Source organism: Streptomyces sp. NPDC088157 (assembly GCF_044741545.1).
Lineage (GTDB): Bacteria > Actinomycetota > Actinomycetes > Streptomycetales > Streptomycetaceae > Streptomyces.
This window is the reverse complement of sequence record NZ_JBIUSU010000005.1, coordinates 388,001-411,574: the sequence shown is the minus strand read 5'-3', so window position 1 is coordinate 411,574 and position 23,574 is coordinate 388,001. Positions and strand designations below refer to the sequence as shown.

Sequence of the window (23,574 nt, the reverse complement as noted above, 5' to 3'; positions counted from 1 at the left end):
GTCGGTGACGACAGCACGAACGGCACGGGCCGACGGGCACAAGACCACCGGAGCAGCTCCCATGACGAAGACGACGACCACCGATCCGGACCGCCTGACCGGTGGGGAGATCGCTCGCACGCTGCTCTGGGCCGTGGTGGTGATGAGCGCGGTCGCCAACATGTCGGCCTCCTTCGGCGGCGCGGACACCTGGGTGCACCTCGTCTGCGGCGCGGTCACCGTGCTGGGCGCGGGCACCCTCGTCGTGCGCAACGTGCGGGGCCGTCGATGAACGCCGCCATCGCCCTCACCGGCGTCAGCAAGACGTATCCGGGGGGCGTACGCGCCCTTGACGACGTGTCGCTGACCGTGGAGCGCGGCACCTTCCTCGCCGTGATGGGGCCGTCGGGCTCCGGCAAGAGCACGCTGATGCACTGTGCCGCCGGGCTGGACTCCCCGACGTCGGGCAGCGTCCGCATCGACGGTCACGAGATCGCCGGGCTGAACGAGACCCGTCGCACCGAACTGCGCCGGGAACACGTCGGTTTCGTGTTCCAGGCGTACAACCTGATCCCCTCGCTCAGCATCGAGGACAACATCACGCTGCCGCTGCGGCTGGCGGGACGCACCCCGGACCGCGACTGGCTGCGGACGCTGGTGGAGCGGGTCGGGCTGACCGACCGGCTGACCCACCGCCCGGCCGAACTCTCCGGCGGCCAGCAGCAACGGGCCGCTTTGGTCAGGGCGTTGGTCGCCAGACCGGCCGTCGTGTTCGCCGACGAACCGACCGGAGCGCTCGACCTGCGCAGCGCCCACGAGGTCCTCGACCTGCTGCGGGACCTCGTCGCCGACCTGCACCAGACGGTGGTGATGGTCACCCACGATCCGGCGGCCGCGGCCCGGGCGCACCAGGTGCTGGTGATGGCCGACGGCCGGGTGGTCGAGGCGCTCAAGGCGCCGACCGCCCCCGAACTGGCAAGTCGTCTCGTCGCGTTGGGAGAGGTCTGAGTCATGTTCCGTCTCGCGATACGGATGGCCGGGCACCGGATCACCGCGCTGATCGCCGTGGCCTGCGCGGTCCTCGGCGGTGCTGCGCTGATCACCGCCACCGGCGTACTGGCCGAGTCCGGCCTGCGCTCCCAGCTGCCGGCCGGCCGGCTCGCCGGCGCGGACGTCGTGGTCGCGGCCGACCAGGAGTTCCGACCGGGCGGCGAACCGCCGCTGGCGCTGCCGGAACGCCGTACGGTCCCGTCCCGGCTGGTCGGCGAGCTTGCCGGGTTGCCGGGAGTCACCGCGGCGGTCGGCGACATCAGCTTCCCGGCCGCCCTCGTCGACGCCCACGGACAGGTCGTAGCGACCGCTGACCCGCAGGTGGCGGGGCACGGCTGGTCCTCGACGAAGCTGGCGGAGCCGTCGGTCGGCACGCGGGTCGTCGGCAGCGCGCCGACCGGTGCCGACGAGGTCGCCGTGGACAGCGCCACCGCCACCGCGGCGGGGATCGAGGCGGGTGACAGGGTGCTGGTCGTGGTCGACGGCCGCCCCGCCGTCGGCTACCGCGTCTCGGCGGTGGTCGGCGCGCCGGGCGCGGGTGCCGCCGGTGCCTCGAAGGTCGCGGGCGTCTTCTTCGCCGACCCGACGGCCGTACGGCTGTCCGGCCGCGACGGCGCCGCCGGGGCCCGCGGCACGGCCGGTGGAAAGGGCACGGCCGGAGGTACGCGCGCCGGGACCGTGGACCTGGTGGGCCTGCGCACCGAGCCCGGGGCGGAGCGGCGCGTCGCCGCCGAGGTCCGCGCGAAGCTGAAGGGCACCGGGCTGCTGACCGTCACCGGAGCCGGGCGGGGTGACACGGCCGCACCCGGCGCCGGAGCGTCGCGCTCGCTGCTGGTCCTCCTCGCCGGTTCGCTCTCCGGGATCGTCCTGCTGATCACCGGGTTCGTGATGGCGAGCGCGCTGACCGTGTCGATCGCCGGGCAGCGCCGTGACCTGGCGCTGATGCGGGCCGTCGGCGCCACCCCGAAGCAGATCCGCCGCCTGGCCGCCGCCCAGTCCACCGCTGTCGCCGCGATGGCCGTGGTGCCGGGCGTGGCACTCGGCTATCTGCTCGCCGGTCAGTTCCGGCGGCTGCTCGCGAACCGCGGTGTCGTGCCGTCCGAACTCCCGCTGACCATCAGTCCGTTGCCCGCCCTCGCGGCGGTCCTGCTGTTGGCCCTGGCCGTCCAGGTGTCGGCCCGGTGCTCGGCCTGGCGCACCTCGCGGATGCCGGCCACCGAAGCCGTCGCCGAGTCGCGCAGCGAGCCACGCGAGCCGTCACGGACCCGGACGCGCATCGGCGTGGTCGTCATCGTCGCCGCGACCGCCATGTCGGCCCTGCCGCTCTTCTCCCGCACGGTCATCGGCGCGACGGCCACGTCCATCGCGGGCATCATCGGGGCGATCGGCCTGGCGCTGGCCGGACCGGCGCTGGTCCGGGGCATCGGGACCGCTGCGGCCCGTGCGACAAAGGGCGCCTCCGCCCCGACCTGGCTGGCGATGGCCAACCTCCGCGCCTACGCCCTGCGCAACGCGGGGATCGTCAGCACCCTGGCCATGGCGGTCGTCTTCGTGCTGACGTACACCTTCACCCAGACCACCGTGCTGGCCGCCACCGCCCAGGACACCCGCACCGGCACCCTCGCCCAGCAGCGCCTCAGCGCGCCCGGCCTGGGCGGACTGCCCACCGGCACGCTCGCCGCCGTCCGGCGCACGGCCGGCGTACGGGCCGCCGCCCCGGTCGGCACGACCACCGTGGTGTGGCAGTACCAGCAGTTCGGCGACCCGGTGACCGAGTCGGGCCCGGCGACGATCCTCACGCCGGACGCGGCGGGCGTCCTCGACCTCGATGTACGCGACGGCGGCCTGGACCGCCTCAGCGGCGCGACCGTCGCCGTCAGCAGCGACGTCGCCCGCACCCGCTCCGCGACGGTGGGCCGCCGGATCCGCCTGGTCCTCGGCGACGGCACCCGGGCCGACGCGACGGTCGTCGCCGTGTACGGCCGGGGCCTCGGCTTCGGCTCGGTGGTGCTGTCCCACGACCTGGCGGCCGGGCACACCACGACGGCGCTCGACCAGTCCCTCCTGATCCGCACGGACGGCACGGCGACGGCCCGGAAGCACCTCACGGCTCTCGCGGCGGCCACCCCGGGCCTGACACTCGGGCCCGCGACCCCCCCGTCCGTCGGCGGCCTGAAGGACGCCCCGCCCGAGGTGTGGATCAACCTGGCCACCATCGTGGTCCTGCTCGTCTACCTGCTGCTGAGCATCGCCAACAAGCTGGTCGCGGCCACCGCCCAGCGCCGCGTCGAGCTGGGCGCGCTCCGCCTCAACGGCACCACGCCCCGGCAGATCCGGTCGATGATGCGCCGCGAGGCCGCGGTGACCGCCGCCACCGCGCTCGTGACCGCACTGCTGCTCTCGGCGCTCCCCCTCGCGCTCCTGGGCCAGGGGTTCCTCGGCCGGCCCTGGCCCGCGGGCCCCGTCTGGCTCCTGCCCGGCCTGGCGCTCACGGTGACCGTCACGGCCTTCCTCACCATCGAACTCCCCACCCGTCAGGCACTGCGCACGTCCCCCATGTGACCCCCCGGGCCGCCCGCCGCCCGCCAGTGGCGCTCCTGGCGGCGGCGGTGCGGCTAAGGTCGTCGCCAAGTGATCAGCGTCTTGACCGGGGGTGGGCACGGGTGGCGACCTGGCGGGAGTCGGAAGCCGAGCTGGCGAGCCGGCTGGCCCATACGTCCCTGGACGAGCGCGTCGTGTTCGCGGTGGGGGTGGCGGAGCGTCTGATGCGAGTCCAGGAGGCGCTGCCGGGCGATGAGCAGGCGGAGTACACGCTTGGCCTCCGGCCGTTGCTGAACGCGCTCTGGGAAGCCGCGCTGGGCAACCCGGCGGCGTTCGGGGAGATCAAGCACGGGATGGGCGAGTACCTCCTGAGCGACTACTGCCACAACGACGGCCCCGACGGCGCCGGTGACGCGGACGAGCCGGCGGCGGCCGCGGTGCTCCACACGGCCGCCGCCTATCTGTTCGGAGCGGGCGATCTGGCCACGGTGGTGAGCGGCTGCGCCGTCGAGGCCGCGGACGAGCGTTCGACCACGGTCGACGGCCACGCCGACGCCCCCGACGAGGTTCTCGCCGCCGAGCTGCACCGTCAGCTCCAGGACCTCGCGCTCATCACCCGGCACAGTGGATCCCTGCGCCACGCCGGCCTGGGCCTCGACATCGAGACGTCCACCCGACTGCACCGCGAGCTGCGCATCCCCTTGTCATCCGTCGAGGCCGGCGCGGGCCCCTGAGCGGAAGGTCCGGCGGTAGGTGTCCGGAGGGACGCCGACCGTGCGGTTGAAGTGCCGGCGCAGCGTGGTGGCGGTGCCCATGCCGGTGGCTGTCGCGATGGCGTCGATGACGTCGTCGGTGGTCTCCAGCAACTCCTGGGCCCGGCGGATCCGTTGGGTCAGCAGCCATTGCAGCGGAGTGGTGCCGGTCACCGCCCTGAACTGGCGGCCCAGATTGCGCGAGCTCATCCGTGCCCGGCGTGCCAGGTCCTCCACGGTGAGGGGCTGGTCGAGGCGTTCGACCACCCAGGGGAACAGCGCGGTCAGCGGGTGGTCGTCCCGGGTGGGCACCGGTGCGGCGACGAACTGGGCCTGGCCGCCGGCCCGGTGCGGCGGCACGACCAGGCGGCGGGCGACGGCGTTGGCGACGGACGAGCCGTGGTCGAGCCGGACGAGGTGCAGGCACAGGTCCATCGCGGCGGCCTTGCCCGCCGAGGTGAGCACGCTGCCGTTGTCCACGTAGAGCACGTCCGGATCGACCTGCACCCTCGGGTGGCGGGCGGCCAGGACCTCGGTGTGCGCCCAGTGCGTGGTCGCCCGCCTGCCGTCCAGCAGGCCGGCGGCGGCCAGCACGAACGCGCCGGTGCACAGCGAGGCCACCCGCGCCCCCGCCTCGTGGGCCGCCCGCACCGCGCCGACGAGATCGGCGGGCGGTTCCTGGTCGACGTCCGCCCAGCCGGGGACGATCACGGTCCCGGCGTGCCGGAGGCGGTCGAGTCCCTGGTCGGGCTCCAGCCGGAACCGCCCGACCCGCACGGCGTCCGACCCGCACAGCTCGACGTCGTACCAGGGGACGGTCACGCCGACCGGGGCGGCGCCGAACACCTCGTACGCCATGGACAGCTCGAAGTGCAGCATTCCCTCGGTGACGGCCAGCGCGACAGTACCCATGTCCGAAACTGTACGGGGTACGTCGTTCCGGCCACTCACGCCGAGGTGCCGGCCCTCGACAGGATGTTGTCGACGGGTCCGCAGAGCATGCGGATCATGCGGATCATGCGGACGCGGGGGAGAACTCATGGGACCGGTAGCGGGATCGGGATCGGCACGGGGATCGGCAGCGGGAGCGACAGCGGGAGCGGCAGCGGCAGCGGGAGTGGAGGCGGGAACGGGAGTGGAGGCGGGAACGGGAACAGGACCGGGGGCTGGAGCGGGCCGGACGGTGACGGTGTTCGGCGCGTACGGGCACACCGGGCGCTTCGTGGTGGCACACCTGCGGGAGCGCGGGTTCGTCCCCGTGCTCTCCGGCCGCGACGCCGGCAAACTGCGGGCGTCGGCCGCCCCCGGAGTCGAGGTGCGGCCGGCGTCGGTCGACGACCCCGCCTCGCTCGACCGTGCCCTGGCCGGCGTGGACGCCGTGATCAACTGTGCCGGGCCGTTCGCCGTGACCGCCGCTCCCGTGATCGAGGCGGCACTGCGCGCCGGGATCCCGTACGTCGACGTGGCGGCCGAGATCGAGGCCAACCTCGACACGTTCACGCGCTTCGCGGAGCGCGCCCGGGCGGCGGGAGCGGTGATCGTCCCGGCGATGGCCTTCTACGGCGGCCTCGGCGACCTGCTGACCACCGTCGCGATGGGGGACTGGACGACGGCCGACGAAGCGAACATCGCGTACGGGCTGAGCAGTTGGCACCCCACCCCCGGGACGCGCACCGCCGGAGCCGTCTCCCGGGAGCGGCGAGGCGGCCGGCGCGTCCGCTACACGGACGGGCGGCTGGAGTACCACGACGACGAGCCGACGCTCCTGAAGTGGCCCTTCCCCGACCCGATGGGCACCAGAGAGGTCGTCGGGGAGTTCACGATGGCCGACGTGGTCACCGTCCCCAGCCACCTCGCCATCCCCGAGGTACGCACCCACATGACGACCGAAGCGGCCCACGACCTTTCCGCCCCGGACACACCGGCGCCGACCGCGGCCGACGAGAACGGGCTGTCCGACCAGACCTTCCTCGTCGACGCCGTCGTACGCTCCGGCGGCATCGAACGGCGTGCCGTGGCGAGCGGCCGGGACATCTACGCCGTCACGGCGCCGCTCGCGGTGGAGGCGGTCCACCGCATCCTCACCGGCCGCACGCGTACCACCGGCGTGGCCTCCGCCGGCGAGATCTTCGACGCGGCGGACTTCCTCCGCGCCCTGTCCCCGCACCTCTCGCTCGGACGGGAGATGGGCCGCCAGGTCGGCGCTGCGTAGAGTTCTCGACGGCGCGGAGGGGGTCCGCCGCGGAGGGGAGCTGTCATGAGCGGGTCGTTCAGGGTCGGCGGAGAACCGGCCGGTGCCGAGCGGATGGTCGCGGAGGCGCGCAAGGCGTTCTTCGTGGTGTTCTGCCTGCTGGCCGTCGTATGGCTGGTGCAACTGGCCAACTTCGCCGATCAGTACGCGCTCTCACGGGACTTCGGAGTGGTCTCCGGCGACCTCGGCGCGCTGCCCCACATCCTCACCGCGCCCTTCCTCCACTGGAACTGGGCGCACATCGAGAGCAACTCCGGGCCGCTGTTCGTCTTCGGGTTCCTCGCCGCGTACCGGGGGGTGGCCCGCTTCCTGGGGCTGAGCCTGCTCGTCGCGGCGACCAGCGGGCTCGCCGTCTGGTTCCTCGAACGGGGCGACGTGGACACGGTCGGTGCCAGCGGTCTGGTCTTCGGGTACTTCGGTTACGTCGTCGTGCGTGGGCTCTTCGACCGGCACCTGATCGACACGCTGATCGGTGTCGTGATGGCGGCCTCCTTCGCCTATCTGCTCACCGTGGCCGTGCCGGGCACACCGGGAGTGAGCTGGCTGGGCCACCTCGGGGGGCTGGCAGGCGGAGTGCTGGGGGCGTGGCTCTTCCGGGACAGGCGCCCCCGAGCCGGCCGGACCCCGCCCGCGGGCGGCGACGCGGGGTCTCCGACCGCCCGTGGCGGGGTTCCGGCACGCGCCGACAACCCGCGTGCCGACCTGCACAAGGAACTCGGCGACCTGGGGCTCCTCTGAGCCGGGTCCACAAGTCCCGCTGATCCGACGCGCATTGTCGGACACGGCCTTGTTCCCCGCTCGCGTTCGCGGTGGATCTCAGCCCACCACTTCCGTCAACCGGGCCTGGGACAAGGAGCGGTGGATGGGGCTGCTCAGGTCGGACAGCGGCCGGCCGGATCCCCGGTGGGCGTGGGCGATGATCTCCGCCGTGATCGAGACGGCCGTCTCCTCGGGGGTGCGCGCGCCGAGGTCGAGGCCGATCGGGGAGCGCAGCCGGGCCAACCGGTCCTCGGTGACGCCGACTTCACGCAGCCGCCGCAGGCGGTCGGCGTGGGTGCGCCGGGATCCCATGGCGCCGACGTAGCCGACGGGCAGGCCGAGGGCGAGCTTCAGCAGCGGGATGTCGAACCTGGCGTCGTGGGTGAGGACGCATACGGCGGTGCGAGAGTCCACGGCCGTCTGTGACAGGTAACGGTGGGGCCAGTCGACCACGACCTCGTCGGCGTGCGGGAAGCGGGCGGGCGTGGCGAAGACGGGCCGGGCGTCGCACACGGTGACCCGGTAACCCAGGAAGTGGCCGGCCTGGCTGAGGGCGGCGGCGAAGTCGACGGCGCCGAAGACCAGCAGGCGCGGGGGTGATCCGTGGACGTGGACGAGGACCGTCAGCGGTTCGGGGCAGCCGTCGCCGTTCCCGCCGACCATGACGTGTGCGGTGCGTCCCGCCGCCAGCCGGGCCCGTGCGGCCTCGGCCACCAGCCTGCCGACCGGCTCGTCGCCCAGGGTCCCGTAGGCGGCCGTTCCGTCGCCGACGACGCTCAGCGTCGAGCCCACGAGGCCGGCCGGACCGTCGACGACGTGTGCCACGGCGGCGGGACGGCCCCGCACGATGTCGGCGAGGGCCACGGCGAGGTGCGGGTGTGCCGCCGGGTCGACGCGCTGGACGAGGACGTCGAGTTCGCCGCCGCAGGTCAGGCCGACGGCGAAGGCGTCGTCGTCGGAGGAGCCGAACCAGGCCCGCTGGGGGCCGCCTCGGTCCCGCAGCACCTGCCGGCACAGCTCGTAGACCGTGCCTTCGACACAACCGCCGGAGATGCTGCCGACCGCGTTGCCGTCCTCGTCCACCGCGACCGACGTACCGACCGGCAGGGGCGCGCTGCCGGTGACGTCGACGACGGTGGCCAGGGCGAAGGGACGTTTCTCGCGGCACCAGCGGTGCAGCGTGTCGGCGATGTTCAGCATCGGTGTCTCTCCATGAGGGCGAGGTGGGCCGCGGGTGGGCGGGCCGCCGCCGCGCCGCGGGGGAGCATCGGTGCGCGGCGGCGACCCTTGAGGGTCCGTTGGCCAGGAGTGCGGGCGGCAGGACGGTGGACGGGCGCCCCGGGGGCGGGCCGTTTCTCCGACGACCCGTCCCTGGGGCATTCGGGTCAGATCAGCGCCTCGGCGGTGATGGGCAGGTGACGGACCCGTCGGCCGGTGGCGTTGAACACCGCGTTGCCGATCGTGGCGGCCACCCCCACCTGGACGACTTCGCCGAGCCCCTTGACGCCGAGCGCGTTTTCGGCGCGCTGGTATCGGCGGCATCGTGGGCGGCATCGGCACGGCCCTGCTCGAGCAGACGGTCACCGACCACCGCGACGGCCGGATCGTCAACGCCGGCCTGCCGACTACCTCGTACCGGTGAACGCCGATATCCCCGAGGTCAGGGCGATCTACCTGGACGGCGAGGACAACGCGGGCAGGACTCGCTGGATCCGGTGGGGGGAGAAACGTCAAATTCAGGGAGTTCAGCAGACATACGTACGCCTTCGCATCACGGACGGATCCGTCGTGAACGACAGAGGGGCAGCAGGCGGGATCTTCGCCACCACGGGCACCGGGTGGCCGCTCGCCTCGACAGGGGCTGGTCTCGCGGGAAGTCTCGCACCACCGGCGACACCCGTGGGAGGGAGAGTTTCGTCCCCCCTTGGTCTTCTCGGCCACGCGCCCGGGAGCGGTGGTTTGCCCTTCGGGGGCGTGCCGGACCGCCGTCGACAGCGGGCGTCGGCCGTGCCGTCCACGGCAGCCGCCGCCCCCCGCCGTGAGCCGCGAACACAAGCCGCCGTGCTGTCGGCCACGCCTCGGTTCTGGACGGAACTCCTTGCGCACCGCCAGGTCCCCTCGCGAACAGGGTTGCCGGTCAAGGGACTTCGCGGCGCAGGGCGACCGCAGACCGACCGTCGGGTGGCTCCGAACACTCTCGGCCAGTGAAGTTGTGCACTCTCTTGACTGCCGCAAGAAATATGCCCTACATTCCGGGACGCCTTCGTTCAGCGCACCGACAACCTGCTCCGCCCTGCCTCACCAGCCCCCCACCCCCCCCCACACACACAAGGAGCCGCCGCCATGCCCGCGAACCCCCGCCTCCGCAATCCTCGTGGTCCTCGCGATCTCCACACCCCCCGTGCCTCCCGCCTCCCCCGCGCTCGCCTGCGCATCGCCCTGACCGCCCTGGTCACGCTGGCATCCGCGACGCTCACCACCCTCCCCGCCCCGGCCGCCCAGGCCGACCCGCCGGTCAGCGGCCACCTCACCGGCACCCTCTCCGACGGCGCCACCTGGATCGCGGACGTACCCGAGGACTGGAACGGCACCCTGCTGGTGTTCAGCCACGGCTTCGGCACCCTGGTCGCGAGGAACGCCCCCACCGAAGCCGTGCGCAGTGAGCTGCTCGCCGAGGGCTATGCGCTGGCCGGGTCGTCGTACGACCCCGACGGCTCGATGTGGGCCCTGAACAGCGCCGAACGGGACCAGTTCGCCACCCTCGACGCCGTCGCCGCGAAGATCGGCGAGCCGCGGCGCACGCTGGCCATCGGAAGTTCGATGGGCGGACTCGTCAACGCGCAGCTGGCCCGGGACGGCGGCGGGCGCATCGACGGCGCGCTCGGCCAGTGCGGCCTGGTCGCGGGCGGCACGGATCTGGACAACTACCAGTTGGACGCCGAGTACACGATCGCCCGCCTGCTGCTGCCCGGACAGGACGTGAAACTCGTGCGGTTCGGCACCTCCGCCGAGGCCGCCGCCACCGCCGACCTGCTCACCAAGGCCGTCGTCGCCGCCCAGAGCACCCCGCAGGGCCGCGCCCGGATCGCGCTGGCCGCCGCCTTCCTCAACCTGCCCGCCTGGGCGCCCGGAAAGGACCGGCCCGCGCCGGCCGACTGGGCGGGGCAGCAGGAGCAGCAGTACGCCTGGTTCGCCCAGGGCATCCTGTCGTTCGTCGAGGGCGGCCGGTACGCCATCGAGCAGTCCGTCGGCGGCAACAACTCCTGGAACCGGGGCGTCGACTACGCCGGCCTGCTCGCCGCTTCCCAGCACGCGCCCCAGGTCCGCGCCCTCTACCAGGCGGCCGGCCTCGACCTGCGCGCCGACCTGCGCACACTCACCGAGGGTGCCACGATCACCGCCGATCCCGCCGCCGTCCGCACCGCGCTTCGGACGTCCTCCGCGGGTCAGGGACTCGAGGTGCCCCTGCTCAACATGCACACCACCGCCGACAACCTCGTTCCGGTGGAGCAGGAGAACCGCTTCGCCGCCCGCGTCCGCGCCTCGGGCGACGGCGCGCAGCTGCGGCAGGCCTACATCGAGCGGCAGGGCCACTGCACGTTCACCACCGCCGAGACCGTGGCAGCCCTGCACGCGCTCGAACACCGGGTCGGCACCGGCCGCTGGGACGACGTCGCCACCCCGGCCGCGCTCCAGCGATCCGCCACCGCGCTAGGCCTGGACGGCGCGGCGTACGTCCCCTACAACCCGGCCCAGCTCTCGGTCGGCCGCACCCACCCGGCGCAACCGGCCCACCGCTGACGTCCGGAACGCAAGGTCGCGGACCCGGCCGCCACCGCTCAGGCACGCGGGACGACGCGGCCCGGCGGCGGCCTGGGCCGGGCCGACGGGAGCCGCCTTCGCCGGGTGAGCCGAACAGTCATCCGAAAGCCCGTCGGCGGAGCACAATGGAGCACCCAAGGACGCCGGACGAAGGTGGATGTGACGGTGTATCTGACCGAGTCCGATCCGCGCTGGGCCGGGCACTCCGGCGAAGAGGGGCACGACGGGCCGGAATGGGGGCCTGAGGACCTGGAGCGCGCCGCGGCCTTCCTGGCCGAACTGGCGCCACAGGCCCTGCAGGTCTTCGCATACCTGCTGCGCAACCCCGGCCGGGAGATCCACTGCACCGAACTCGTGCACGAGGCTCTGGGCGGGTCGAACGACCTCGATCCGGCGCGCCGCGTCGCAGGAGTGCTGTCCGGGATGAGCAAGGCACACGGCAACAGCGGGCGGCGCTACCCGTTCTCCTGGTGGGAGGCGCCCGAGGGGGGTGCGGGCGCGACGTACGCGGTCCGTCCCTCGGTGGCGGCCGTCTTTCTGGCCGCCCGGCCCGGACGGTGACAGTCCTGCCTCCTCGGCTCGGATGGTGACAGTCCTGCCTCCTCGGCTCGGATGGTGACAGTCCTGCCCTCTCGGCCTGGCGTCGGCCCATGACCCGGGTAAGTCGGCGGGCACGGTCGTCGACCTCTCGCGAGTGATCAAGAAGACGGTAAGAACGAGGCGCCGCGCGCCCCCGCCTACAACCTTTCGTCTCGGCAGGCCGTCGAACTCGTGCCCGGTGTCGGTTACTTGCCGGGACTTCTTCTGTGCCAACTGAGGGATGTCATGAGTTCTGTCTCGGGTGCTGTCTCGAGTTCCGTCTCCGTCGCGCGGGTGCTGCGGCGCGGGGCATGTGCCGGAGCCGTCGGGGCGTTGGTCCTCGCCGGTCTCGGGAGTGGGGTCGCCGCCGCCGACGACGAGCCCCAGAGCGATCAGCTGTGGATCCAGGCGCCGTACGAGCAGGCGGTCACCGTCGCTCCGGAGGGCGGTGCGGCGCAGTACCGGTCGCTGGCGCTCGGCCTGTACCACGACAACGACAACTTCACGGTGACCGACGGCCGGCTGACCGTCGACGTCTCCGGCCTCGCCGGTGTCGCGGACGTGTCCTGGCCCGACAACTGCGCGCCGAACGACGTCGGCACCGTCGCCGTGTGCGACACCGGAGACGTGGCGACCCGCTACAGCGCGCAGGTGCAGCTGAAGGTGCGGGCCGCCGCCGGCGCCGCCGTGGGAGCGCAGGGCACGATCGAGTACTCCGCCGAGGCCACCGGCGGTCCCGACGGCACGCTCGTGGCGCCGGAGGATTCCGCGGCGACCTCCGTCACCGTCGGCTCGGGCCCGGACCTCGGCGTCAGTGCCCCGCAGGACGTCACCGGCGTCGCGCCCGGCACCAGGCTCACCGTGCCGTTCTCCGTCACCAACACCGGCAACGAGACCGCCCACGGCTTCAGCGTGAAGATGTGGGCGACGTACGGCCTCGACGTCGTCACCCGCTACCCCCAGTGCACCTACACCGGGCCGGACGACGGCGGCGAGTACACGCCCATGACATACGTGACGTGCTCCTTCGACACCGACATCGCGCCCGGCGCGACCGTCCGGCTGCCGAAGCCGCTGCGGCTCGCCGTCACCCACCACGCGCTGTACGAGCGGTTCGACTACGAGGTCCAGCCCGGCGGCGACGCCACCGACCTCGACGGCTCGGACAACGGCCGGGCCTGGCGCATCGACGCCGACAACACCGCCGACTTCGCGGTGCGCGGCACCGAGGTGAGCGGCGCGGCCGGTGACACCGTCACGGCCGCCTTCCGCTTCGCCAACCGCGGCCCGGCCTGGGTCGGCAACGTCAGCTCCGGCGACCCGGTCGCCGTGATCGACTTCTACCTCCCGGAAGGCACCACCGCCACGTCCGTGCCCGACACCTGCCGCAACGCCTCGAGGGCCGGCGACGACCCGGCCGTCGGTCACTACGCGTGCACCCTCCCGATGTGGGCCAAGCCGGACCTGAAGGTCGGTTTCCCGTTCCAGCTGCGCGTCGACCGGGTCGTCCCCGACGCGACGGGCCGCGTCGTCGCCCGGCCCGACTTCGGCACGTCCTTCCCCTTCGACCCGAAGAGTGCGAACAACTCGGCCAAGGTGGTGCTCAACCCGTCCGCCTGACGGCGGGCGGGGAGACGCGGGCCACGCAGGGAGCCGTCGCTCCCTGCGTGCGCCCGGCCCGCCATGTGTTCCGCCCGCCGTGTGTTCCGCTCGCTGCGTAGAGCCCCGTGGTGTGCCCCGCCGCGAGCACCGGCGATACGGCACCATGACCGTGTGACCCGCACCTTCCACACCTACGACGGCGCCGCCGACCCGGTGAGAACCCGTCTGGCGGCGGCCGGGGCCGCGGTGGTGACCGTCGGCGCGGGGCTGGGGCTCAGAGCCGTGGCGGCAGGGGACGTGGCCAAGTACGGCGGAGACGCGCTGTACACCCTCATGCTCCTCACGCTCGTCGTACTGGTGGCGCCACGGGTGACGCCCCCGACTGCCGCCGGAAGCGCGCTGGCCCTCAGCTGGGCCGTCGAGTTCCTCCAGCTCAGCGGGCTGCCGGCAGAACTCTCCCAGCGCAGCACCCTCGCCCGCCTCGTGCTCGGCTCCACCTTCAATCCGCCCGACCTGTTCTGGTACGCGGTCGGCGCGGCGGCGGGCTGCCTCATCCACACCGCGGTGCGCTCCGCCCCCTCGCGCCGAGGCGCCGGACACGATTGAGGCCGACCTACGAACGGCGCGGGGCGGCGACCACGTCGGCGGCACCGGTCACCGTTGCGGTCGCCGAAGGGCACCGCCTTCACCGTCGTCGGCCACCCGGAACCCGTCTTCTCAGCAGTCCCGTGCATGACCGAGTGACCGTGCATGACCGTGTGGGTGCGGGGTGCGGGGTGCGGGAGCAGGAAGGGAGGGGGAGCGGGGAGCCCGTAGGACCCGCCGGTTTCTTCCGTTCGCGCCACGCTGGGGCGTCACCGATTCGACGGCGCTGCCCGTACCAGCGCGCGGGGCCGCCACCGGCGCGCGGTTCAGTGGTCGTCGCGGATGGTGGTCGCGATGCCGTTGCTGACCACGACCTCGGCGCTGAAGCCCTTCTTGGCCGCCTTCTCCAGGTCGGCCTCGGTGCACTCGGCGCCGCCCTCGCCGCCCGGCCCGGTGTTCACGGCATCGCAGATGTCGTCGTAGCCGATGATCTTGGTGTCGTCGGAGACGAGGAACTGCTGCTCGGTGCCCTTCATGTCGGAGACGGTGTACTTGCCCGGCGCCAGGTAGGAGACGTTGCCGAACCAGGTTCCGTTGACACCCTCGCCCTTGTCGATGCCCTCGATGGCGGTGTCGCGGGAGCCGGAGTCGGAGCCGGAACCACTGCTGGAGCCGGAGCCGGAACCACTGCCGGAGCCGGAACCACTGCCGGAACCGGAACCGGAACCACTGCCGGAACCGGAACCGGAGCCACTGCCGGAGCCGGAGCCCTGCTGGGCGGCACGCCGCTCGGTCACCAGGGTCGCGATTCCGTTCTTCATCTCCACGTCGGCCTTCACGGCGGCCTTCTTGACGGCCGCCTCCAACTGGGCCGGCGTGCAGGGCGCGTCCACCTTGGACCCCGCCTCGCCGCATATCGTGCCGACGCCGTAGACCTCGGTGTCCTCGGCGACCAGGAACTGCTGGTCTTCCTTGCCCGCCACGGACACGATGTACTTGCTCGGCGCGAGGTAGGTGATCTCGCCGTTCTTGAACGTACCGCTGACGCCCTTCGAGTCCTTGGCGTCCGACGCCTTCCCCGCGACCGCCGTCGCGCCCGTGCCGCTCTTGCCGGACGCGCTGTCGTCGGCGCCGTTCTGGCACGCCGTCATCAGCAGCCCGGCGGTGATCGCGGCGGTGGCGACGACGGCCTTGCGCAGGTGGCGGTTCATCAAGGGTGGTTCCTTCCGGGGGAGAATGGGAAGACCGGCGGCGTCTTCCGCCGGCTTCCCGATCTTGTAATGAGTATGAGGAGTCCCAGAGCCCTGAGGTCACGCCCGTCCACCCTTCAGGACACCGCCGTGGCCGAGTCGTGACACGGCAACACCTCGACTGCGAAAGGCTGTTGGCCGACGCGCCGCATTGCGTCACGCTCCTCACCGGGGAGTCCGCCCGCCGCGTCGGCCCCGGCCACCGCGACGGTTCACCACGACTTGTCGGGGGAGCGACGCCATGTGCTGGGCGCTCCACACGCTCTGTGCGCCGGCGGGGTCGCCCGACGCCGAAGGCCTCGTCCGGGACGATGCGGGATCGTCGCCGGCTGGATCGGCGGCGCACGCCGAGAACTCCAGCAGGGTGAACCTGCGGGGAACACGATCGTGCGGTGTCCCGTCGGCGGCATGCCGACTTGCTGACCGCCGATCTCCGCAAGATGTCCGTTCCGCAGTTCAGCGAGGGCTCTTGCACTGCTCGAACCATGGCAATTGCCAACGTAAGAGTCCGTTTTGGTTGCCGGCGACCATGACGGCATTGCACGAGATCAACAACCCATGCGCCATGGCAACCTGCCTGCCAGGACAGCGATTTGGATCCGGAGGTACACCGCGCGTGGCGCCAAAGACCAATCCCACCGTGAGGAGACGCCGTCTCGGGGCCGAGCTTCGCAGGCTCCGCGTGGCCAGCGGGCTGAAGAGCACAGAAGTGGCTGAGCGGCTCATGGTCTCCCAGCCCAAGATCAGTCATCTGGAGAACGGCAACCGTGCCGTCAGCCCCCGCGATGTGCGCGACCTGTGCGCGATCTACGAAGTGACGGTTCACCAGCGACCTCTACCTGGAGAAGCCGTCGGACGTGCAGCACTACTGCGTGATGTACGACCATCTCCAGGCCCAGGCCCTTACCCCGGAAAGCAGCCGCGACTTCATCATCGAAACCGCCAAGACGTACGTCGACGCGGCGATCCAGCTCTGAGTGCAGGCCGCGAGAGCAGACGGAGGCCGCCTGCCGCATCGTCATCGCGGCTCCCGCTGCCGGGCTGCTTCAACAGGCCGCCGTGACCCCGCCTCGCCATCCAGCCGTAACGACCGTGATCTTGTTACGAGTTCCCGGGCTCCATGACGTCGTGGTCCCCTTACCGGGGACATCGGCGGAATGGATCACGCCCTGCTCCGGGTGGCCGCGTCGGTAATGCTCCAACGACCCCGGCGTATACACACCGGGGTCGCCCTTCCGGGCCGGTCGCACGTGAGAGTGTGCCGACCCGCTCCCATGCTATGCCTGGTGCACATTTCGGGCATCCGGTGTTTCGTGGTCCTTCGCGGTTCTCGTGTCTCAGATTTCGTCGGTCTGAGTACGGCCGTTTCCGGAGGCCCGACTGGTGACCAGCCAGGAGCGCGCAGGCTCTGCTGCGCGCGAGGTGTCCACCGTGAGGTGGAGGCGGGTTCCGCCCGCCACTGTGCCGACGGGACAGCTGCGCTGCTCAGACGAGGCGAAGCAGCGACGGAGTACCTCCGCGACCTGGCGGGCGGCCTCGGGCGACGAGGCGACGAGGCGCACTTCGACGTTCCCCGCAGAGGGCGGTTCCGGTGATTCCGGTCCTGTTGCCCTCCGAGAACGGCACCAGCGTCTGACAGCGCCTTGCGGTCGGACCGTCCGAAGAAGGAGCGTAAGGGGGCGGTTCGTCCGCCGACGGCACGGTCCGTTCGGTCCGGCCGAGGAGTAGGCTCGAAGTACCGAGGATATTTCGCGCACCGGTTTCCATGCCCGTGTCGTTTTCGGCGATCGCATAGGCCGGGCCGACCGAGGTCGGTCCGGGGCAGGGTTCGCGTCATGACTGCGACCATTTCCCTCTCGCCGACACTCGAAGACCGGCTCTCCTCGTCCTCCACCACTTCTTCCTCTGTCCGCCTGTCGCTGGCTCCCATCGGCGGGGCGCCGACTCTCCTGGACGGCGCGTGGTGGCCCCGCTCTCGCGATCTCGGGGCGGAACTCCCGGCCCTGACAGCGGTACTGGATCCGCTGTGGGGGCGGATCACCCGGGTCACGGTGAACCCCACCCACTGGCCGGCCGTTCCGCGCAAGGTGCCCGTCACCGGACATGTCGTGAAGGTGGGCTGGTTCCTGGCCGAGCAGGATCCGCACGAACTGCTTCTGCTCTCGTACCGCACGGGCCGCTGGAACCTGCTGGTGATCCCGCCGCCGACGGACCCTGTCTCGGCCGCCTGGCTGATGGCCGCCGCGAGCGACCCCCTGGGCACGTCGACCGCGAGCCGGTTGATGGAGCAGGCCGCGCGTCTGCGGACGGTGAAGGAGATGGACCGGTCCTTGGAGGCGGTCTGGGACTCCGAGGGAGGGCATGGGGCCCGCGATCCGGCCGCGCGTCCACGGATCCCGGCGGTCCTGGCCGATGGCGGAGACCGAGCCGTCGCACCAGTCGCGACCCCGAATCGGCCGATGGGGATGTGAGGATCATGGAGACCTTCGTGATCGTGGTCGTCGTCATGGCGATGATCGCTCTGGGTGTGCTCCTCATCCACCTGGCCAACCGGCAGCACGCGATCGCATCGCCACCTTCGATCACGGCCGCCTCCGGGCGACCTGGCGGGGACGCAACACCTGGAAGGGAGTGAGTCCCCATGATCCCCGTGATCCCCATCAGGCTCCTGGCGGACACCAGCAGGGAGCCGATACTCCCTGGTACCGCGGTCCTGCGGATGGAGACGACGCCCAAGCGCACGGGGACGTTCGACGGCGCGTGGTGGCCGCGGTCAAGCGACCTCGAGAGCCAACTGTCCGGACTCGTCGCCGCGTTGACCGCCCGGCTGGGTCCTCTCGCCCGTGTCGGCCTCGACGCGGGCGCCTGGGACGAGAGGCCGGGCCATCTGGTCGTCGACGGTCGTACCGTGCGCATCGACTGGGCGGCCGTCGGTGACGACACCATGATCGTCACTCGGGGCGACCAGGACCACTTCATGTTCCTGGTGATCCCTCCACAGACCGCTCCCTCGCTCGCTCGCGCCGCGATGGCCATGGCCGTACGGGACGACAACGCCGCCTCGGCCGAACGGATTCTCGCCGCCACCGGCGTCACCCCCGCCGACCGGACGCGCGTGCTGCCCGGTGCTCCCGGCTGGTAGCCCAGCGGGTCGCACAGCGCGCACTCCGGTGCGGGAGGCCGCGCCGAGAGAACCGAGTTCAGGAACCGAGGGCAGCAACTCGGTTTGCTGTAAAGGAAGTTCACCCCGTCCGTCACTGCACACGCACACCCACGCACGCACGCGTCCGGACAGAGGAGCCATGGCCCTTCCACAGCTGAACGTCTACCGGCACGAACGCGGCACCCGCGCTCTGATCACCCTCGCGGGGGAGATCGACCTGGCCACGGCGCCACAGGTCCGCAAGGCTCTGGCCGAGTGCTTGAGCGACGGCATCCGCAGCATCGATGTCGACCTCACGGCGGTCACCTTCTGCGACGCCGGCGGACTCAACGCCTTCCTCCTGGCATCCCGGTTCGCCACGGAGACCGACAGGACCTTGCGGCTGCACCACCCGCCGCAGAGCATGGCCCGCATCATCGAGATCACCGGCTCCGGTTTCCTGCTGCACTCCTTCCCCGCCGTCGGCGGGCGATCGTGTCGGATTCCCGTTGTCGTGGGCGGTGCGCCGTGACGGCCCCTCCCGGGCGGGAGCGGCCGCCGCACCGTGACGGCAGCACACCGTCCGCCACGGACGCGTTACGCCTGCGCCGGCTGAACCGCTGGCAGGCCGAGACCCTCAAGGAGGACCTGGCCGATCTGTACGTGGAGTCCTCCCGGGCGCGGCCCGGCGAGGGGTACCAGGGCCGGGAGGCGTTTCTGCGACGGCTGACGGGCGCCATCCGGCGGCCCGGCTTCGCCCTGCTGATCGCGGAGAGCGCCGCTTTCGCCGGGTGTGTCTACGGATTCCCGGTACGGCGCGAGGGGACGTGGTGGCGGGGTTTCGACGGGCCCCTTCCGCGGAGCGTCGAACAGCTCACGGCGTCCGGTCACGTCTTCGCGATCACCGAGACAGTGGTTCATCCCCACACGGACGACCAGGGCCTCGCCCGCCGCCTTCAGCACCGCCTGCTCGCCGACCATCACGCCTCGCTCGGGGCGACGTTGGTGGAACAAGCCGACTCGGCGGTCTGCGACGCCTTCCTGTCGTGGGGCTGGCAGGACATCGGGCTGGTTCGTCGGCCGTCGGACCGTTCCGGTCTCCTGTCTCTCCGGCCGCCAGAGGCCGAGGAGTTCCGGGCCCTCGTGCTTCCTCTTGGGCTCGTGCCACGTACGGCTGCTCACCCGGACGGGCTGGCTCACGAAAACCGCACCCAACGACCCTACTGAAGCCGACGCTGATCACGTCCGTCGAGCGACCGCTGCCTCCGCTGCACCGGGGTTGCCCGTCGTGAGAGCTGGGGCTGTGCGTCGGGGTCCGCCGGAGGATGCAGTCCGGATAGAACCGCACCTTCGGCATTTCGATCACGGCTCCGGCCCAAGGTCGGAATCGCGCTGACCTGGGACGCGGCCCCCGAACGTCTGTGGTTATCAAGCGGTAGTACGTAGTGGGTCGGATTCGACGACGGGCTGCAAAATTCTCGAATCTACGGACCGAGGGCGGGCGTCGACTCTCGACGAAGCGGTTACGACCTGCGACTTCCGCCTGTACGGATATGTGAGGTCGGCGTGCCACACCCGTAGCTTTATGTGATATTCCGATTCGGGTCTGACTGCGTCCGCCGAAAGTCACCCATATGGATCGCGCATTAACGTTCTCTGTGGTTCTTTGCCGGTTAATCTGCATCCAACCCCTTTTCCGGGACCGCCGAGCAAGCCATTGGTGGCCACGGCGCTTGTCGGCGAGAAGAGATTCCGGCTCGCGGCGACTCGTCAAGGACAGCAGAAAACACTCACCGAATTTCCCTAGAGGAGTAGGCCCCTCGATGACGCAGAACATCTCTGGTGCGAATCAATTTCGCGCAATGCCCGCCTGGATTGCAACGGTCATCACGACGTTGATCGCTGCCACCGCAGTGGTAATGGTGCCGACGCAGGCAAATGCCATTACAACGCCCGTTCCCCTTGGTGCTGCCGAAAGCTTCGCGGTGCTGGGCGGCGAGGCGGTCACCAATACCGGGTCTTCCCTGATCAGCGGAGACGCCGGGGTGTCACCAGGGACCTCGGTTACTGGATTCTGTAACCCACCGCCGCCGGCGATCGCCGCGTCTCCGCCGTGCGCCAATGTGATCAACGGGACCGTCCACATCACAGACGGGCCGGCCAACTCTGCCCATGCCGCGCTGCAGAATGCGTACAGCGTCGCCGCAGCCCGGGGCCCCGTCGATGGCACCCTCAACTCGGAGCTCAGTGGCGCAGGCGGCGCGACGGGGCTGGGCCCGGGCCTGTACGGCTTCGTCCCTGGTGTGGTCACGAACTCGGGTGTTCTCACGCTGAACGGCGGCCCCGACGCCGTCTGGGTGTTCAAGGTCCCCTCCGGGCTGACGCTGGCATCCGGCAGCCGAATGCAATTCACAGGCGGCGCTACGGCATGCAATGTCTTCTGGCAGATCGGAAGTTCCGCCAGTTTCGGCAGCGACTCCTTCTCCGTGGGCACCTTCATGGCCCACACCTCGATCACCATGGAGAACAGGGCGACGGTCGAGGGCCGGGTGCTGGCCGGTGCTGTGGCCGAGTCCGGGATCGTGTCGTTGATCAACAACACGATCACCCGGCCGACTTGCGGCGCCGCCAGTAGCGGTGGAACGTCGACGGGAACCGCCACCGCCGGATCGACGGGAACCGCCACCGCCGGATCGACGGGAACCGCCACCGCCGGCACCCCGGCCGCCAACGCCGGCTCGACCACCAGTGGCGGCCTCGTCACGGGTGGCCTCCTCGGCGGAATCCTCGTCGGGACCGGCGGCACCCAGGGCAACATCGCCGGCAACACGTCCGGCAACACCGCGGGCAACACCGCCGGGAACACCGGTAACACCGCGGGCAACACCGCCGGCGGGAACGGCCACGCGCCGGGCAAGCCGGGCCACGGCGGCAAGCTGGACCTCGGGTCCTACTTCCAGCCGGTCAAGCCCGACCACGGCAAGCCCGACCACGGTCAGAACGAGTACGGCAAGCCCGATCACGGCCAGGGCGACCACGGCAAGTACGACCACGGGCAGGACGACCACGGCAAGTACGACCACGGGCAGGACGACCACGGGCAGGACGACCACGACAAGCAGCCCGACGAGAACTACGGCTATGGCGGGGCGCCCAAGGGCTACGAGGGCGACGACCACTCCAAGGGCTACGAGGGCTAGGCAGCGCACCGCGGTCAGTCCGCTCACCGGATGACGGCGCGCGGCGGAATTCTCATCGAGTCCGCCGCGCGCCGTCGGTGGCAGTCAGCGAGCAAGCCAGGCGCGAGCAACTGATAGAGAAAGACAGGTAGGCGGTGTCGAGCGGAATCGACTCAGCGGACGTGGAGGTAATCCACCAGTCCGACTCCGGTCCGGCCACGCGGGAACGTCCTGACGCCGTGGCCGCGCCCCCCGGGGTGCCGAGAGGCGCTCGTGCACTGAAAGCAGGGCTGTACACCGCCGTGGCTTTGTGCCTGGCGGCGAGCGTCGTCCACGTGGTTCTGGTGTTCCTCCACGTGGCACCGGCCAACACCGTCTCCAAGCGATACAGCCCGCTGATCAATGCATGGGTGTACCCCTTCTTCGAACAGAATTGGCGGCTTTTCGCCCCGGACCCCGAATCCGTCAACCGGAGGATTCTGGCGAGAACCGCGCGCACCGGCTCCGACGGATCGGTTCAGGTGAGTCCCTGGTTCGATCTGACCGCTGTGGACCGTGCCGCCGTCGAGCATCATCCGTTCCCGAGCCACACGGCACAGAACATGTTGCGCCGCGCCTGGGCCGGCTACGTCGACGCGCACGGAGGAGACGACAAGGCGCGTACGGAGCGCGCCCTGATGATGCAGAAGTACCTGAGCAACATCGCCGCGGACCGCGCCGCCGCACGCAAGGGCGGCACCTTCGACTTCATCCAGCTCCGCGTGGTCACCCTGCCCATCCCCGCGCCCGGCTCAGCAGCGGGCAATCGCCCGCAGACGCCGGTCGAGAACCGGCTCCTGCCCTGGTGGAAGGTGACTCGCCATGGAGAATGAGGCGCAGAGGACCGCGTCCGCCGATGTCGGCCGGTGGCTCGCCGAGCGGATCACCGCCGTGTGGGACCTCCTGACCGGTCGGCCGGTGTCCCTGTACGCGGCGTCGGTGCTGCGTATCGGCTACGGACTGCTCTACCTGATCTTTCTGCTGCGCGAGTTCCCGCACCGTGACGAGATCTGGGGTGCGGGTTCCGCGTGGACACCCGCCCTGGCACACCAACTCTTCGAGCAGACGGGCTGGTTCAGCGTTCTGCTTCTGTCCGACAGCCGCACCTGCTTCGAGCTCTGCTATGTGCTGGCCCTCGTCACGTCCGCGCTCTTCATGCTGGGCTGGCGGACCCGTGTCCTGTCGGTCCTCTTCGCTGTCGTGGTGACCTCGTTCCACGGCCGGGCGATCTTCATGACGGACGGGGGCGACAACCTGATTCTGCTGATGTCCATCTACCTCGTCCTCACCGCGTGCGGCCGGCGCTGGTCCCTGGACGCGCGCAGAGACCGGCTGAAGACGGATCGCGCGGGCAACGTGTCGGCCTCGACGAGCAGCCTCTTCGCGCGGCAACTCCGCGATGCCCGGACCACTTTGATCACGGTGGCGCACAACTGCGGCATGTTCGTCATCGCGGCACAGGTCTGCTTCCTCTACGGGTCGGCCGGCCTGTACAAGGTTCAGGGAGCCTTCTGGGGTGGCGGCACCGCACTCCACTACGTTCTGAATCTCGAACTCTTCAGGCCCTGGCCCGCCATCTCGCACTTCGTGGACGAGTACACGCTTGTGGTCGCCGTCGCCGGCTACCTGACCGTGCTCCTGCAGGTGGCTTTCCCGTTCGTGCTCTTCGGCAGGCTCAAGTATCCCGTCCTCGCCATGCTGCTGGGCATGCACATCGGCATCGCCGTGCTCATGGGACTGCCTCTCTTCTCCGGCGCGATGATCGTCGCCGACGCAGTGTTCCTTCCCGACCGCTTCTACACCTTCCTGCCCCACCTCTGCCGACGCACGGTGCGGCGCACGGACAGCCGGCGTCCGGCACCCGGGCGAGCGACAGACCCCGGAGCCGTACCTGCGCAAGGCGGGCCCGGTGGCGCATCCGGCTCGACGCATCGAGTCGTGTTCCCGGCAGGGCGGAAAGCCACCATGCCCGCCCCCGAGTCCACGTCCCGTCAGGTCCCGCCCCGACAACGGCTCACACCATGAGGCGGATCTGCGCGGATGA

General features: G+C 71.1%; 23 protein-coding genes and 2 pseudogenes. 21 read left to right on the top strand and 4 right to left on the bottom strand.

What is annotated here, in order from left to right:
* The first annotated feature begins 61 nt into the window (after positions 1-61).
* The 4 genes from ACIPFH_RS21955 to ACIPFH_RS21940 all read left to right on the top strand — a co-directional run bounded on the left by ACIPFH_RS21955 (position 62) and on the right by ACIPFH_RS21940 (position 4,304).
* Positions 62-271 carry a hypothetical protein gene (locus ACIPFH_RS21955; protein WP_401828584.1) on the top strand — a complete coding sequence of 70 codons (210 nt, stop codon included), beginning with the start codon at positions 62-64 and terminating at the stop codon, positions 269-271.
* Positions 268-987 carry an ABC transporter ATP-binding protein gene (locus ACIPFH_RS21950; protein ID WP_401828582.1) on the top strand — a complete coding sequence of 240 codons (720 nt, stop codon included), beginning with the start codon at positions 268-270 and terminating at the stop codon, positions 985-987. Before ACIPFH_RS21955 ends, ACIPFH_RS21950 begins: the two co-directional genes overlap by 4 nt.
* A gap of 3 nt (positions 988-990) precedes the next feature.
* Positions 991-3,591 (top strand): ABC transporter permease, encoded by a 2,601-nt coding sequence (locus ACIPFH_RS21945; protein WP_401828581.1) that lies wholly within the window; start codon positions 991-993, stop codon positions 3,589-3,591.
* A gap of 101 nt (positions 3,592-3,692) precedes the next feature.
* Positions 3,693-4,304 carry a hypothetical protein gene (locus ACIPFH_RS21940; protein ID WP_401828580.1) on the top strand — a complete coding sequence of 204 codons (612 nt, stop codon included), beginning with the start codon at positions 3,693-3,695 and terminating at the stop codon, positions 4,302-4,304.
* On the opposite strand, the gene ACIPFH_RS21935 is transcribed toward ACIPFH_RS21940, so the two are convergent.
* Complete coding sequence (locus ACIPFH_RS21935) at positions 4,275-5,234, bottom strand: helix-turn-helix domain-containing protein (protein WP_401828579.1); 960 nt, start codon at positions 5,232-5,234, stop codon at positions 4,275-4,277. The two genes, ACIPFH_RS21940 and ACIPFH_RS21935, sit on opposite strands and share 30 nt — an antisense overlap.
* A 277-nt stretch (positions 5,235-5,511) precedes the next feature.
* Here ACIPFH_RS21935 and ACIPFH_RS21930 point away from each other — a divergent pair, with 277 nt between their 5' ends.
* Complete coding sequence (locus ACIPFH_RS21930) at positions 5,512-6,534, top strand: saccharopine dehydrogenase family protein (protein ID WP_401829222.1); 1,023 nt, start codon at positions 5,512-5,514, stop codon at positions 6,532-6,534.
* A gap of 45 nt (positions 6,535-6,579) precedes the next feature.
* Positions 6,580-7,311, top strand: coding sequence for a rhomboid family intramembrane serine protease (locus tag ACIPFH_RS21925; RefSeq protein ID WP_401828578.1), 732 nt, complete (start codon positions 6,580-6,582; stop codon positions 7,309-7,311).
* Between the two features lie 78 nt (positions 7,312-7,389).
* Here the strand turns inward: ACIPFH_RS21925 and ACIPFH_RS21920 are convergent, their stop codons facing one another.
* Positions 7,390-8,532, bottom strand: a complete 1,143-nt coding sequence (locus ACIPFH_RS21920; RefSeq protein ID WP_401828576.1) for an XdhC family protein — start codon at positions 8,530-8,532, stop codon at positions 7,390-7,392.
* Between the two features lie 331 nt (positions 8,533-8,863).
* Here ACIPFH_RS21920 and ACIPFH_RS21915 point away from each other — a divergent pair.
* From ACIPFH_RS21915 to ACIPFH_RS21895, 5 genes and pseudogenes are all read left to right on the top strand, one after another.
* Positions 8,864-9,021 (top strand): annotated as a pseudogene (locus ACIPFH_RS21915) (molybdopterin cofactor-binding domain-containing protein); the annotation flags it as partial.
* A gap of 654 nt (positions 9,022-9,675) precedes the next feature.
* Positions 9,676-11,133, top strand: coding sequence for an alpha/beta hydrolase (locus ACIPFH_RS21910; protein ID WP_401828574.1), 1,458 nt, complete (start codon positions 9,676-9,678; stop codon positions 11,131-11,133).
* Positions 11,134-11,307: 174 nt separating this feature from the next.
* Positions 11,308-11,715 (top strand): DUF6416 domain-containing protein, encoded by a 408-nt coding sequence (locus ACIPFH_RS21905; RefSeq protein ID WP_359120307.1) that lies wholly within the window; start codon positions 11,308-11,310, stop codon positions 11,713-11,715.
* A gap of 264 nt (positions 11,716-11,979) precedes the next feature.
* Positions 11,980-13,353: a hypothetical protein gene (locus tag ACIPFH_RS21900; protein WP_401828572.1), complete on the top strand. Its 1,374-nt coding sequence runs from the start codon at positions 11,980-11,982 to the stop codon at positions 13,351-13,353.
* Between the two features lie 153 nt (positions 13,354-13,506).
* A complete protein-coding gene (locus ACIPFH_RS21895; protein ID WP_401828571.1) occupies positions 13,507-13,941 on the top strand; it encodes a DUF2809 domain-containing protein in 435 nt (144 codons plus the stop codon).
* A gap of 305 nt (positions 13,942-14,246) precedes the next feature.
* Here the strand turns inward: ACIPFH_RS21895 and ACIPFH_RS21890 are convergent, their stop codons facing one another.
* Positions 14,247-15,131, bottom strand: coding sequence for a hypothetical protein (locus ACIPFH_RS21890; protein WP_401828570.1), 885 nt, complete (start codon positions 15,129-15,131; stop codon positions 14,247-14,249).
* A 655-nt stretch (positions 15,132-15,786) separates the two neighbouring features.
* Here ACIPFH_RS21890 and ACIPFH_RS21885 point away from each other — a divergent pair.
* Positions 15,787-15,999: pseudogene (locus tag ACIPFH_RS21885) on the top strand (helix-turn-helix domain-containing protein); the annotation flags it as partial.
* Between the two features lie 28 nt (positions 16,000-16,027).
* Entirely contained in the window at positions 16,028-16,147 is a 120-nt protein-coding gene (locus ACIPFH_RS21880) for a hypothetical protein (protein ID WP_401828568.1), read from the top strand.
* A gap of 360 nt (positions 16,148-16,507) precedes the next feature.
* On the opposite strand, the gene ACIPFH_RS21875 is transcribed toward ACIPFH_RS21880, so the two are convergent.
* Complete coding sequence (locus tag ACIPFH_RS21875) at positions 16,508-16,732, bottom strand: hypothetical protein (RefSeq protein ID WP_401828567.1); 225 nt, start codon at positions 16,730-16,732, stop codon at positions 16,508-16,510.
* A gap of 273 nt (positions 16,733-17,005) precedes the next feature.
* Here ACIPFH_RS21875 and ACIPFH_RS21870 point away from each other — a divergent pair, with 273 nt between their 5' ends.
* The 8 genes from ACIPFH_RS21870 to ACIPFH_RS21835 all read left to right on the top strand — a co-directional run bounded on the left by ACIPFH_RS21870 (position 17,006) and on the right by ACIPFH_RS21835 (position 23,555).
* Complete coding sequence (locus ACIPFH_RS21870) at positions 17,006-17,641, top strand: DUF5994 family protein (RefSeq protein WP_401828566.1); 636 nt, start codon at positions 17,006-17,008, stop codon at positions 17,639-17,641.
* A 5-nt stretch (positions 17,642-17,646) separates the two neighbouring features.
* Entirely contained in the window at positions 17,647-17,805 is a 159-nt protein-coding gene (locus ACIPFH_RS21865) for a hypothetical protein (RefSeq protein ID WP_401828564.1), read from the top strand.
* A 6-nt stretch (positions 17,806-17,811) separates the two neighbouring features.
* Entirely contained in the window at positions 17,812-18,312 is a 501-nt protein-coding gene (locus ACIPFH_RS21860) for a DUF5994 family protein (RefSeq protein ID WP_401828562.1), read from the top strand.
* A gap of 160 nt (positions 18,313-18,472) precedes the next feature.
* Entirely contained in the window at positions 18,473-18,844 is a 372-nt protein-coding gene (locus ACIPFH_RS21855; protein ID WP_401828560.1) for an STAS domain-containing protein, read from the top strand.
* Complete coding sequence (locus ACIPFH_RS21850; RefSeq protein ID WP_401828558.1) at positions 18,841-19,539, top strand: hypothetical protein; 699 nt, start codon at positions 18,841-18,843, stop codon at positions 19,537-19,539. The genes ACIPFH_RS21855 and ACIPFH_RS21850 overlap by 4 nt, the downstream gene beginning before the upstream one ends.
* A 596-nt stretch (positions 19,540-20,135) precedes the next feature.
* Entirely contained in the window at positions 20,136-21,512 is a 1,377-nt protein-coding gene (locus tag ACIPFH_RS21845) for an ice-binding family protein (protein ID WP_401828556.1), read from the top strand.
* A gap of 218 nt (positions 21,513-21,730) precedes the next feature.
* Positions 21,731-22,363 carry a DUF5819 family protein gene (locus tag ACIPFH_RS21840; RefSeq protein WP_401828554.1) on the top strand — a complete coding sequence of 211 codons (633 nt, stop codon included), beginning with the start codon at positions 21,731-21,733 and terminating at the stop codon, positions 22,361-22,363.
* Positions 22,353-23,555 (top strand): HTTM domain-containing protein, encoded by a 1,203-nt coding sequence (locus ACIPFH_RS21835; protein WP_401828553.1) that lies wholly within the window; start codon positions 22,353-22,355, stop codon positions 23,553-23,555. Before ACIPFH_RS21840 ends, ACIPFH_RS21835 begins: the two co-directional genes overlap by 11 nt.
* The last annotated feature ends 19 nt before the right edge of the window (positions 23,556-23,574 follow it).

Coding starts and splice junctions, on each gene's coding strand:
- ACIPFH_RS21955 (WP_401828584.1), top strand. CDS start 62: ATGACGAAGACGACGACCACCGATCCGGACCGCCTGACCGGTGGGGAG.
- ACIPFH_RS21950 (WP_401828582.1), top strand. CDS start 268: ATGAACGCCGCCATCGCCCTCACCGGCGTCAGCAAGACGTATCCGGGG.
- ACIPFH_RS21945 (WP_401828581.1), top strand. CDS start 991: ATGTTCCGTCTCGCGATACGGATGGCCGGGCACCGGATCACCGCGCTG.
- ACIPFH_RS21935 (WP_401828579.1), bottom strand. CDS start 5,234: ATGGGTACTGTCGCGCTGGCCGTCACCGAGGGAATGCTGCACTTCGAG.
- ACIPFH_RS21925 (WP_401828578.1), top strand. CDS start 6,580: ATGAGCGGGTCGTTCAGGGTCGGCGGAGAACCGGCCGGTGCCGAGCGG.
- ACIPFH_RS21920 (WP_401828576.1), bottom strand. CDS start 8,532: ATGCTGAACATCGCCGACACGCTGCACCGCTGGTGCCGCGAGAAACGT.
- ACIPFH_RS21910 (WP_401828574.1), top strand. CDS start 9,676: ATGCCCGCGAACCCCCGCCTCCGCAATCCTCGTGGTCCTCGCGATCTC.
- ACIPFH_RS21900 (WP_401828572.1), top strand. CDS start 11,980: ATGAGTTCTGTCTCGGGTGCTGTCTCGAGTTCCGTCTCCGTCGCGCGG.
- ACIPFH_RS21890 (WP_401828570.1), bottom strand. CDS start 15,131: ATGAACCGCCACCTGCGCAAGGCCGTCGTCGCCACCGCCGCGATCACC.
- ACIPFH_RS21870 (WP_401828566.1), top strand. CDS start 17,006: ATGACTGCGACCATTTCCCTCTCGCCGACACTCGAAGACCGGCTCTCC.
- ACIPFH_RS21865 (WP_401828564.1), top strand. CDS start 17,647: ATGGAGACCTTCGTGATCGTGGTCGTCGTCATGGCGATGATCGCTCTG.
- ACIPFH_RS21860 (WP_401828562.1), top strand. CDS start 17,812: ATGATCCCCGTGATCCCCATCAGGCTCCTGGCGGACACCAGCAGGGAG.
- ACIPFH_RS21855 (WP_401828560.1), top strand. CDS start 18,473: ATGGCCCTTCCACAGCTGAACGTCTACCGGCACGAACGCGGCACCCGC.
- ACIPFH_RS21845 (WP_401828556.1), top strand. CDS start 20,136: ATGACGCAGAACATCTCTGGTGCGAATCAATTTCGCGCAATGCCCGCC.
- ACIPFH_RS21835 (WP_401828553.1), top strand. CDS start 22,353: ATGGAGAATGAGGCGCAGAGGACCGCGTCCGCCGATGTCGGCCGGTGG.